Consider the following 12,049-nt stretch of genomic DNA (forward strand, 5'->3'; position numbering starts at 1 on the left):
TTATAAGCCAAAAACGTCCAAAAACAACCACAAATATGTAAAATGTTTGTGCTACAATACAACTATGGAAAAAGTAAAAAAAGTCTTATTAAGTCGAATGATGGTCATGTTGTATGTGATCGTTTTTGAAATTTTGATTCTAGTTTGGTTGTTTAGTTTGTTCCCAGCGGTTACTGGCTATATCTCGATTGGTTTGCGAGTATTATCCGTTTTGGTTGTTTTGGCAATCATCCGTAATAGTCGTCATTTATCGAGTGATTTGATGTGGATCATCTTGATCCTGTTATTTCCAGTGGGTGGTACAGCACTCTATTTATTTTTGATCTTGAATTTAGTTTCTTCACGTACGTTTAAAAGTATTCGCAAAGAAGAAAAGAAGACAGAGCGTTATGCCTACCAAGATCCTCAAGTCTTTCAAGAACTGGTAAACAGTGAGCCTTCGTTAGCGAGTTTGTTTCGATTTATTCCCAATGAAGGATTTAGTTTTTATAAAAACACGCAAACCAATTATTATCCTCTAGGCGAATTGGGCTTTCCGCATATGTTGGCCGATATGAAACAAGCCAAAAAGTATATCTTTATGGAATATTTCATCATAGAGCCAGGTCGTATGTGGAATCAGATGTTGGAAATATTGGAAGAAAAGGTCAAAGAAGGTGTGGAAGTCCGGGTCATGTATGATGATATGGGTTCCATGAATACCTTACCGTTTGATTATGTGAAGGAATTGGAAGCTAAGGGTATCAAGGCGACTTCTTTCAATCGCATCAATCCGGCTTTGAATATTGTCATGAATCATCGAGATCATCGGAAGATCATGGTCATCGATGGAGTGATTGGTTATTCGGGTGGTATCAATTTAGCGGATGAGTACATCAATAAAAAGAAACGTTTTGGTCATTGGAAAGACAATGTGATTAGGTTGGAAGGACCTGCCGTATGGGGCTATTTGAAGATCTTTTTGACCAATTGGAATGCCTTGCGTCATGAAGATAGTGACTATACGCTCTTTCAAGTCGAAGGTCATGAAATGCCATCTTCTGGATTTGTGGCGCCTTATGCGGAAACGCCTTTGGATGATGAATTGACATCTCAATGTATTTATGAAGATATCTTAAATTCAGCAACCCGGTATGTTTATATCATGACTCCGTATTTGATCATTGATTCAAGCATGGTCAATACGTTGATCCATACAGCGAAAAAAGGGGTCGATGTACGTTTGATCTTACCGGGTGTACCCGATAAAAAAGTAATTTGGGACATTGGACGAAGTTTTTATAAACAATTGATGGATGGTGGCGTTAAGATCTATCAGTATCGTCCCGGCTTTGTTCATTCGAAAGTGTTTGTATCGGATGATCGCATTGCCACGGTTGGTACGATCAATTTGGATTATCGGAGTTTATATCTGCATTTTGAGAATGGTACGTTATTGTTTAAGAATGAAGCGGTCCAAGAAGTCGTACAAGATATGCAGATGACCTTGAAAGCTTGTGATCAAATGCATAAAGAAAATATTAAATTGGGGGTCTTCCGTAATTTCATCTTATCGATCTTGCGGATTTTTGCCCCGATGTTGTAAGGAGAGTTATGAAAGTACAACGATTTATTCATCAATCGACACACAGTCCCTTGGTGGTCTTACCCACTTTTGAACAAGAAGGGAGAAAAGTATTTGAACGTGTTCAAACACAAACGGATCATCCATTTCAGATATTAGAAATTACGGATCTGGATTGGGACAACGATTGTAGTCCTTGGCCGGCCAAGGGGTTTGATGGCAAGGCAAAGGATCGAATCCAGGAAATTGATCAGATCTTACCAGGTTATGATCGAACCGAAACCTATTTGGCAGGATATTCCTTAGCTGGTCTGATGGCTTTGTATGCGACGTATCAAACGGATACCTATCGTAAGATCATGAGTGCTTCGGGATCGTTTTGGTTTGAAGGATGGCTGGACTTTGTGCAAGAGGCAACCATGAGACGAATACCAGATGCGATCTATTTTTCGTTGGGGGATCGGGAAGCAAAGACGCGTCATCCTTTGATGAAACAAGTCCAAGTGAATACGGAAGCGACGTATGAAAAGATGAAAGAACAAGGCATTCGAACCATCTTGGAATGGAATCCCGGCAATCATTTCAAGGATACGGATCAAAGAACGGCGAAGGGTATTTTGTGGTTGTTGGAGGGATGAAAAAACTCTATTTATTGACGGGTGCCAATGGGCATTTGGGACATACGATCCGCAACTATTTATCGGGTGATGTGCGCGAATGGATCCATCATAAAGATGATCGATGGCCAAATGCCTATGTGGGGGATGTATGTGATAAAAAAGCCTTAGAGCCTTTCTTTGATCGGGAAGGCTATGATGAAGTGGTCTTGATTCATTGTGCCGCAAAGATATCCATTGCCACCAAACCCGATCCCAGTGTGTGGGAAACCAATGTATGGGGTACCCAAAATGTATTGGAGCTTGCCAAAAAGCATCACATCACCAAGATGATTTATATTGGTTCGGTCCATGCCATACAAGAAAAAGCAGGCATCATGACAGAACCTTTGATTTTTGATTCCCATCTTGTGGTGGGACAATATGCCAAATCCAAGGCAGAAGCGATTCGGCGCGTATTGGCAAGTGATCTTCGCGTCGTCGTGTTATTGCCTTCGGGCATCATCGGTCCGGGGGATGTATTGGGACAGAATCATATGGTCCAAGTGATTCATCAAATGATGAAAAGAAAGTGGCCAATCACCGTTTCGGGTGGGTATGATTTTGTGGATGTGCGCGATGTGGCTTTGGCTGTCTTACAAGCGGAAAAAAAGGGAAGAGATCATGCCGTTTATATTGTGAATGGGCATGAAATATCGATGGCCGATTTGACGCGGTTTATCACGCATAAAGAACCCAAAGTCATATCGGCTAAATGGTTAGAAAGGATCGCGCCAATGATCGAGCATTTGTATCCAAATATGAGTCCCTATGCGTTTTATACGTTACAGTCTCCTTCGCAATTTAGTCATCAAAAGGCAACGGTTGACTTGGGATACCAGCCACGATCGTGGCAAGAAACCATTCAAGATATGGAGATGATAAAAGATGGATTTGATTGGTGATATGCATATGCATACGCTGGTGAGCGGACATGCGTATGGTACGATTCGCGAAATGGCGCAAGCCGCACAAGCAAAGGGTTTAAAAATGATCGGGATCACCGAACATGCCCCGGGCATACCGGGTACGGTGGATCCGTTTTACTATAACAATCTACAAGCTGTCCCTCGAGAATTATATGGGGTTCAAGTGTATCATGGCAGTGAGATCAATGTCTTAAAGGATGGGACCTTATCGTTGGCCCAATCGTATATTGATCATTTGGATTATGCGATCGTTGGGATCCATGTGCAATGTTATGAAAATGCTGGAAAAGAGCAGAATACATCCAATTTGATTGCGTGCATGAAAAATGAAAAGGTGAAGATCGTATCGCATCCGGATGATGATCATACGCCGTTGGATTATGAGCGATTGGTCAAAGCAGCGAAACAATATCATGTGGCTTTAGAGGTCAACAATAGTTCGTTAAAAAAGGTCGATCAGCGATGGAATTGTTTGGAAAACTATCAAACGATGCTTAGACTTTGTCAAAAAATCAGGGTGCCAGTAATTATTGATTCCGATGCGCATGATCCGAGTCAAGTTGGCGAATTGAATTTAGCCAAAGCGCTTGTGGAATCGGTCGGGTTTGATCCAAGTTTGGTCTTAAATACCAATCTAGAGAAGTTAAAGAGTTTTTTATTTTGATGAAAAGCTCTTTTTTTGTATACTATGGGTACTATGAAAACAATTGACGAAATCAAACAAGAATTGATGACAGATCCAAGAAATCAAGACTATACGCAACGGGATATTCCGCCCATCTTTCAAGCGGATCCCCAAGCGAAGATCTTGATCATTGGACAAGCACCAGGAAAAAAAGTAGAAGAATCTTTGATTCCTTTTCATGACAAGTCGGGGGAGAAATTGATGGCTTGGATGGGAATCGATGCGAACACGTTTTATTCCAAAGACATTGCGATCGTACCGATGGATTTTTATTATCCGGGAAAAGCGAAAACGGGGGATAAGCCACCGCGAAAGTTCATTGCGCAAGAATATCATGCATCGTTATTGGCATGTATGCCACAAATTCAATTGACGATCTTGATAGGGAATTATGCGATGAAATATTATTTGGGTCAAACCATGCAGAAAAATCTTACGGAGACGGTCAAAAATTATGCGTCGTATTTGCCGCGTTATTTTCCCATCGTGCATCCGAGTCCATTAAATTTTCGTTGGCAGAAAAAGAATCCTTGGTTTGAAGCAGAAGTTGTGCCCCATCTACAAAGGCAAGTTGCACAGATCTTGGGCTAGAAAAGGAAGGGTATGAAAAAAGATAGAAAAAATCGGATCATCTTTATATTGAGTGTTTTATTGATCGTATCCATTGGTTTTCCCATCATAAAAGAGCATTTTTTTCCCGAAAATAAGGCCGAGGTGTCCAGTCAAGCAGTGAAATTACGATTAGAAGATATGGGTGAATTGGCTACGCAAGAAGCTTATGTGACTTCGGTCAATACAATCGATAAGTCTCAGAAATTATTTGGGTCTTTCCAGATTCCGTTTACGCAAACCAAATATGTATATAGTTATGATTGTCAGGTAAAGGCAGGCTATGATTTTAGCAAGATCACGGTGCATGTAGATGATGCCAAAAAAACGGTGACTTTTCATTTACCGCCCTGCAAGATCTTAAGTACGGAGATCGATACGGATTCTTTAAAGGTGTATCATGAACAAGAAAGTGTGTTTACGCCGGTAAAATTAAAGGAAAGCAATGAAGCGTTACAAAAGATGAAAGAGGATGCGCAAACGCAGGCCATCCACAATGGCATCAAGAAGGCAGCCAAAGAAAATGCGCAAAAGATGTTGAAGGCATTGGTTGCACAAATGCTTCCAGAGGATGAATATACATATGCATTTCAATGATTTAAAATTGATCATCTTTGATGTCGATGGGACCTTATTGGATAGTGAAAGAATTTGGAAGGAAACCCTTGGCATCGTAGGTCGAACCTATCATATGCCCTATTTAGAAGAGCGTTTGTTTCATCGTTTGGTTGGAATCAGTGGGGAAGCGGAAGATCGCATCTATGATGAAATGTTGGATCCTGCCATTCGTGATCGATTTGTGTCCGATTGGCGACAGTTAGCCAATGCGACCATTGATGAAAAGGTTCCTGTCAAACCGGGTGCTTATGAATGGTTTGCGTGGGTCAAAGAACATGGTTTATGGTTGGGTGTGGCTACGAGTTCCCATCGAAAAGAGACCGAATATCGATTAAAAAAGGCAAAGCTATGGGATGACATCGATCATTTACTTTGTGGTAATGAGATCGAACATAAAAAACCACATCCAGAAATCTATCAGAAAATGTTGGAACACTTTCATCTAGAACCCGATCAAGCATTGGTCATTGAAGATTCATCGATTGGGGTAGAAGCGGCATATCGTGCCAATATTCCTGTGATCCATGTTGCCGATTTGATAGAACCAACGACACAAGATAAAGAAAGAGCATGGATGACCTGTAAAAATTTAAAGGAAGCCTTAGTTTATTTGGATACCGACTAAGGCTTTTTTGGTGTCTTTAAAATTGGACAAATCCTATGATAAGGTGTAGTTGGATAAGTGGGTGGTTCAAATGACAGCACGTAAAACAAAGGTATTCTATTATTTGGATGATTATTTTCATTTTGATAATTTGATCGATCGTTTGGATGTGTCAAAGGTAGATGTGTATTCTTTGTTGGGAAGCTATGGACAAATGAATGCTTTTAAAAAAGGGCTTTTTACTTCGTATGAAAACAAGAAAATAGAAGAAGATTTTTTTCAATGTGGTAGATACTATGATTTTGATCTTTCATCTTCTATTGAATCGTATTTTAAGCAGCATACAAAGGAAATATTTGAACAGATACAAGAAGAGGATGATGTTGTTTTTTTGATCGAAGATATCGATGCACAACTTCGTTTCTATGATCTGTTTCGTGAATATAAGAAACAGTTTCCTTATCATTTTCATGTTTGTGCTTTGGGCAATTATGATGTGCGTGAGGGCGTTACCGATGGCATGGCGCGTATTTTCCCCTATTATTTTGAAGTGGATTCCATCCATATATACAATGAAAAAGATTTAATAGAAGCAGGAAGTGGTGAAACAGATAGAAGGACGGCACGACAGCTTTTGATCGAACAGATGATGCAGGATGTCAATAGTATCCATTTTTCTCTTTATCATTCGGATTGGGACCATATCTGGTTTTATCAGGATGGATATAAGGAATATAAGGTGGATGTAACGGCGGCATGTAATGCGGTAAAGGAGCATCATGATTTGCATGAAGTGATTCCACGATGGGAGCAACCGGATCCATGTTGTGATCGATTCAGAAAATTACGAAGAGCATATGTACATAAACATCGGTTACGGGGATGGGCCAAAGAGAAGGAATGTACGCATCGACAGATTTGTACAGGGCCATGTCCATATTGTGAACAAATGGCTTATGCATTGGTGGATCGAAATCCCGAGGAACAACCACAAAGGGCACCGAATCCCTATGCCCGCATCACAGGAATCATGCGTTTTCGTGAAGATATCGATGGACCCGGCATTCGATCTTTGGTGCTCTTTGATCGATGTGAGATGCATTGTGCTTATTGTTTGAACAAGGCAACAGTCAATATCTTGCCGGTTACTGAAATGATCAGTGTCAAAGAATTAACGGATCATTTAAAAAAAGATCGTGTCTATCAGGATGTTAGTGGTGGTGGTATTACGTTTGGTGGGGGTGAACCTCTTTTGGAAGCTAATTTTATCAAGGCTGTCCATACGATGTATCCACATTGGGATATTGGGATTGAAACCTCTTTCCATGTAAAAACCGAAGCCGTTGCACTCTTGTTGCCATTTGTATCCTTTTGGTATGTCGACATCAAAGATATGAATCCCGATATCTACTTGGCGTATACGGGTATGACAAATTCATTAGTGATTCGTAATCTTAAATTCGTAGTAGCACAAGGGTATCAAGATCGCTTGGTGGTCCGTGTCCCACATATTCCAAACTATAATACAGCTGAAGATGTGAATCGTTCTAAGCAGATGTTGTTGAAAATGGGCATTACCCATATCGATGAATTTGACTATAAAGTTGTATTGTCCTAATTTGTATGTTACAATACGAGCATAGATTTCTTCAGGGCGGGGTGTGATTCCCCACCGGCGGTATAGTCCGCGAGCGCAAGCATGAACCGGTGTAATTCCGGTACCGACGGTATTTGTGAAAACATGAGTCCGGATGAGAGAAGAATTTTTTTTAGTATTCGTCCCGGAGAAGGTAGATCTTCGGGCTTTTTTGTTGGCCCGAAAGTAGGAGGACAACATGAAGAAAACACAAATCTACAAATTCACTTTGATCGCCTTATTGAGTGCTTTGGCCGCCATCTTGATGGCATTTACATTTCCTTTGCCTTTGGCACCGACATTTTTAACCTTTGACATTTCGGAATTGCCAGCCTTGTTTGCCGGGTTCTTTTTAGGACCAGGCGCGGGATGCCTTGTCGTCTTGATCAAAAATCTTTTGCATCTTATGATCAATGGCACCACGACGGCTTTTGTGGGCGAGGCCATGAACATCGTGGGATCGATTGGTTTTGTCTTACCAGCGGCTTTGATCTATCGTAAGATCCATACTAAGAAAGGCGCTATCCTTGCCTTGACGATTTCCACGATAGGGGTCAGTATCTTAGCTATTTTCTTAAATGGATGGGTGGCCTTTCCTATGTATATGAAGATGTTTGGTCTTTCGATGGATACGATTGTTTCCATGGGATCGATGACCAATCCTTTGGTGCATAATTATTGGAGCTTGATGATCTTGGGCATTTTGCCATTCAATTTGATCAAACATGGAGTGACCTCTTTCTGTACGTATCTGTTGTATAAAAAAGTCGGAAATGTGTTGCGTACCATGATTGGCATGGAGCCAGATCCTACGTTTTTGGAGCGAAAGCATGCCTAAGTTTGAATGGGCTTTGCCACCTGCACCGATTCCAAAAGAGAAGATCGTACAAGAACAAGAAGCGGATGTGATCGTTTTGGGTGCAGGGCATGCGGGTACATGTGCGGCACGATCTGCAGCGGAAGCCGGTGCTTCTGTTATTGTGGTGGAGCAACAAAAGGATGTATCCCAATGGATCTTAGGCATTGGCGAGTGGGGCTATATGAATTCTCAATGGCAAAAGGAACAAGGTGTACCGGAAGTCGATATTGATACATTTGTGAAAGATTGGCAATTGCGTACAAATAATCGTTCCAATGTGGCTTTGATTCGTCGATATGCCCAACATTGTGGGGAAACGTTTGATTGGTTGATCGAGCCTTTGAGCGAAGCTGAAAGAAGGAGCATTCATCCCATGATGACACCGCCATCGAAACATATGCCCCTTGCACAAGATCATCTTCGTTCTTGGACGGGTACACCACATTTCAGCATGGCTTTGATGCGCAAAGTGATGAAGGAAAATCAACAGATTGCGAAAGAACAAGGGGCTCAGTTTTTGTTTGAAACCAAGGCTTTGCAGCTGGAAAAAACCAATCATCGTGTGTGTGCGGTCTTATGTGAAACAGCCAATCATACTTACATTCGTCTTAAGGCCAAAAAAGGCATTCTGTTAAGTGCGGGGGATTATAGTAAGAACCGCCAAATGTGCGAAGATCTGTTGACGGAAATGGCGGATCTTGTGGATGAGGGAGATTTTTGTGGGCATGGCTGGAATGGGGATGGCATCCGTATGGGCGTCTGGGCCGGTGGTCGTTTGGAGCCTCGTTCGCATGCCGGTATGGGTGGAAATTATTCCTTTCCTGGCTTTGATACGATTGGTTCGACAGCGACGTTGCGTTTGAATACCCATGGACAACGCTATTCCAATGAAGGATTTGGCACCCATGTATTAGCGGCCATTCCCGGTGCAAAACAGCCCAATGGCTTGTTGTGGAGCCTCTTTGATTCGAATATCTTGGCGGCAACAACCTATCAGGCAGCCTGTCATGCTTCGTTTGATTATACCGATTCGAATCGGGTCCAGGATCTGGTGGATCTGATGGGTCGAGCGCAACAACACAAAGGAGAGATGATCTTCCATACGGATGTGGCTGGGGATATACGGCCGTTTGCGTGTGCCGATACAATCGAGGACTTGGCAGCTACGATATATCCACAAATTGAAGATCAACAACATATGATCCAGGCCGTAGCGCGTTATGATCAATTGTGTGCGTTGGGTAAAGATGAAGATTTTGGCAAGGAAGCCTTTTTGATGCATCCCATCCAAAAACCACCTTTTTATGCGAGTGGACAATATAAAGATTCACATCGGCCCTTTGGACAATCCATGAAATTATTGGTGACGGTCAGTGGTCTTTTGACGGATGCGTATCAAAATGTATTGGATGAAAATTTTGAACCCATTCCTGGTTTGTATGCATCGGGAAATTGTTGCGGTGGTCGATTTGGCTTGCAGTATACAACTTCGATTCCGGGACAGAGCATCAGTATGGCCCAGACGTTAGGTCGTTTGGCAGGGATCGATATGGCTAAGCTTGTGATATAGCGATGGTAGTAGTACTCTTAAAGTAAAGGTGTAGGAGGAATACCATGGCAATACATGTAATTGAAGAAGCCAATCGGTGTCTGCAATGTAAGGTACCTAGATGTCAGCAGGGATGTCCGATTCATACAAACGTTCCCCAGATGATTCGTTTGTTTAAAGAGAGTCAGGTTGAAGAAGCCGCGCAAATGTTATTTGAGAATAATCCTTTATCGGTTGTTTGTTCGTTGGTTTGTGACCATGCCTCACAATGTGAAGGGCATTGTGTGCGTGGCCTCAAAGGGGAGCCCGTTCATATTTCATCGATTGAAAATTATATTTCGGATTCAGCGTTGGAGCGGGTCCAGATTCCTAAAAAAGCGGATAATGGCATGAAGGCAGCGGTCATTGGCGCAGGACCAGCCGGCATCACGATATCCATGATCTTAGCATCTCGTGGATATAAGGTCACTTTATTTGAAAGTCGGGATAAGATTGGTGGCATCATGCGCTATGGCATTCCTGAATTTCGTTTGCCACATAGTATCTTGGATCGTATTGCGCTTAAGATGAAAGAATTGGGAATTTTATATCGACCGAATTTTTCCATTGGCGGCAATGTGACCTTGACCGATCTTTTCAAGGATGGCTATAAGTCCATCTTCATTGGTACGGGTGCTTGGCGACCAAGACGCATGATGATTCCAGGCGAAACATTTGGAAATGTACACTATGGCATCAATTATTTGAACAATCCCGATTCGGTGGATTTGGGTCGTTCCACGGCTATTTTTGGGGCAGGGAATTCTGCCATGGATGTAGCGCGAACAGCCGTTCGAAAAGGCTGTCGGGATGTGACAGTTTATGTGCGTCGTAACAAGGTGGCAGCCAATCAGGATGAATATGAATTGGCTAAGATTGATGGGGTGAAGTTTGCCTTCAATAAAATTGCGATTGAAATCAAAGATGAAGGACCGGTCATTTGCGATACGAAGGTCACAGAAGATGGGAAAGTGGAAATTTTAAGAGAAACAGCTCAATTAGTGCCAACCGATTCGGTGGTCATTGCGGTTTCACAAGTGCCAAGACATCGCATCGTGGACAACAATAAAGATTTGAAACTCAATGAACGAGGCAATTTGGCCGTGGATGAAGAAGGCGAAACGACAATGTCCGGTGTCTTTGCGTCGGGTGATGTAGTAACCGGAGCCAAAACGGTCGTCCATGCGGTGGAAGATGCGAAAAAGATTGCGGATGAAATGGACCATTATATGCAAGGTCTTGATCAATAGGCAAAGATAGGGCAGTTTGGACTGCCTTTTTTAGATAGAAGTGGGCTAAAAAGTATGGTATCATCAAAGTAGAGGTTGGAATAAAGCGATGAAATACGAGGAAACAGGATTTCAAGGGGTCGACCACCAGTTTTGCGTATTTGAGATGAAACCGTGGTTGCGAAAAGCAGTGAATAATTTTCCAGGTAGTGAGGATGCAACGCATATTCTGACGTATGGCTATATTGATCATGATGCAGGTGTTAGTTTAGAGGTTTTGGCTTGTGTCCAAGAAAAGGATCCGAAAATCAAATTATGTGATGGCAATGATGCGATATCTGTCAAGATCCGCATTGGACAAGTTATGGATGATGAATTTTATATTTTAGATGAAGATGATGATTTGAATGATCGTTTCCAAACCAAAATTGATGCATTAAAACAATACGAGGCGACAGATGCGATAAAAAAAGCGCGTACATTTCCCTTTGTACGGCCATATCAAAATATTGAATATCCGGATGATATTCAGATCCTATTGTATCGTGAGAATTTGGCACCCGAAATGGTCTGGGTGCGCATGGAAGATGTGACTGATCATTATATCGAAGCAAAACTTTTGAGTGATCCGTATGATCCAAATTTTGGAGTGCATGCGGGAGATATGTTGAAGGTCTATGCGAATCAGCCACAAAATCAGCCGGTGTATTGTTATAGTGATGTCAGTGAAAAGTCGCTTTCTTGAACCAACGAACAGAAGAGGCTGTTATGAAACATACAAAAAAACTAGAGGATGCCTGTAAACGGCGGCCGGTCACGAATAAATGGTATCAACAATATCTTTCAATCGTTGATGATTTTTCACATGCAGATGGACAAAGTGCCATTGATTTAATGAGCTTATCATCTATTGTTGGTACGAATGGACAGGTAGAAAAAGAATTAAAAGAACAAATCCAAACAATGACGCAAGTGGTTTATCATTTAGTCGATGATCAATTGAATGGGAATGTTATTAACTACGACAAATTAGAGGAATTAGAGAATCTATAAGAAGCGTGTTCACGCTTCT

At 41.8% G+C, this 12,049-nt stretch carries 13 protein-coding genes and 1 riboswitch; all 13 genes read left to right on the forward strand.

The features are described from left to right. Nucleotides 1-64 precede the first annotated feature (64 nt). The 13 genes from cls (at nucleotide 65) to SOS22_RS06210 (ending at nucleotide 12,030) form a co-directional block, all read left to right on the forward strand. Nucleotides 65-1,585: a cardiolipin synthase gene (cls, locus tag SOS22_RS06150; RefSeq protein ID WP_320596656.1), complete on the forward strand. Its 1,521-nt coding sequence runs from the start codon at nucleotides 65-67 to the stop codon at nucleotides 1,583-1,585. Between the two features lie 8 nt (nucleotides 1,586-1,593). Continuing rightward, on the forward strand, nucleotides 1,594-2,202 hold the full coding sequence (locus SOS22_RS06155) for a hypothetical protein (RefSeq protein ID WP_320324698.1): 609 nt from the start codon (nucleotides 1,594-1,596) through the stop codon (nucleotides 2,200-2,202). Further along, on the forward strand, nucleotides 2,199-3,125 hold the full coding sequence (locus SOS22_RS06160) for an NAD-dependent epimerase/dehydratase family protein (RefSeq protein WP_320596657.1): 927 nt from the start codon (nucleotides 2,199-2,201) through the stop codon (nucleotides 3,123-3,125). The genes SOS22_RS06155 and SOS22_RS06160 overlap by 4 nt, the downstream gene beginning before the upstream one ends. Beyond that, the gene (locus SOS22_RS06165; RefSeq protein ID WP_320596658.1) at nucleotides 3,109-3,813 is read left to right on the forward strand and encodes a phosphatase; all 705 of its coding nucleotides are present in this window, start codon (nucleotides 3,109-3,111) and stop codon (nucleotides 3,811-3,813) included. Before SOS22_RS06160 ends, SOS22_RS06165 begins: the two co-directional genes overlap by 17 nt. 33 nt (nucleotides 3,814-3,846) lie before the next feature. Next, on the forward strand, nucleotides 3,847-4,425 hold the full coding sequence (locus SOS22_RS06170) for a uracil-DNA glycosylase family protein (protein ID WP_320596659.1): 579 nt from the start codon (nucleotides 3,847-3,849) through the stop codon (nucleotides 4,423-4,425). A gap of 12 nt (nucleotides 4,426-4,437) precedes the next feature. Beyond that, complete coding sequence (locus tag SOS22_RS06175; protein WP_320596660.1) at nucleotides 4,438-5,040, forward strand: DUF4230 domain-containing protein; 603 nt, start codon at nucleotides 4,438-4,440, stop codon at nucleotides 5,038-5,040. After that, a complete protein-coding gene (locus SOS22_RS06180; RefSeq protein ID WP_320596661.1) occupies nucleotides 5,027-5,686 on the forward strand; it encodes an HAD family phosphatase in 660 nt (219 codons plus the stop codon). The genes SOS22_RS06175 and SOS22_RS06180 overlap by 14 nt, the downstream gene beginning before the upstream one ends. A gap of 70 nt (nucleotides 5,687-5,756) precedes the next feature. Further along, entirely contained in the window at nucleotides 5,757-7,283 is a 1,527-nt protein-coding gene (locus tag SOS22_RS06185) for a 4Fe-4S cluster-binding domain-containing protein (protein ID WP_320596662.1), read from the forward strand. Between the two features lie 23 nt (nucleotides 7,284-7,306). Continuing rightward, nucleotides 7,307-7,432: riboswitch (FMN riboswitch) on the forward strand. A gap of 68 nt (nucleotides 7,433-7,500) precedes the next feature. After that, on the forward strand, nucleotides 7,501-8,139 hold the full coding sequence (locus SOS22_RS06190) for an ECF transporter S component (protein ID WP_128519296.1): 639 nt from the start codon (nucleotides 7,501-7,503) through the stop codon (nucleotides 8,137-8,139). Then, complete coding sequence (locus tag SOS22_RS06195; RefSeq protein ID WP_320596663.1) at nucleotides 8,132-9,730, forward strand: FAD-dependent oxidoreductase; 1,599 nt, start codon at nucleotides 8,132-8,134, stop codon at nucleotides 9,728-9,730. The genes SOS22_RS06190 and SOS22_RS06195 overlap by 8 nt, the downstream gene beginning before the upstream one ends. Before the next feature lie 44 nt (nucleotides 9,731-9,774). Then, a complete protein-coding gene (locus SOS22_RS06200) occupies nucleotides 9,775-10,998 on the forward strand; it encodes an NAD(P)-dependent oxidoreductase (protein ID WP_320596664.1) in 1,224 nt (407 codons plus the stop codon). Nucleotides 10,999-11,086: 88 nt separating this feature from the next. Beyond that, a complete protein-coding gene (locus SOS22_RS06205; RefSeq protein WP_320596665.1) occupies nucleotides 11,087-11,722 on the forward strand; it encodes a hypothetical protein in 636 nt (211 codons plus the stop codon). Nucleotides 11,723-11,745: 23 nt separating this feature from the next. Continuing rightward, entirely contained in the window at nucleotides 11,746-12,030 is a 285-nt protein-coding gene (locus SOS22_RS06210; RefSeq protein WP_320596666.1) for a hypothetical protein, read from the forward strand. Nucleotides 12,031-12,049: the final 19 nt, after the last annotated feature.

Source organism: Absicoccus sp. (assembly GCF_034090965.1).
In the GTDB taxonomy this organism is placed as follows: Bacteria; Bacillota_I; Bacilli_A; order Erysipelotrichales; family Erysipelotrichaceae; genus Absicoccus; species Absicoccus intestinalis.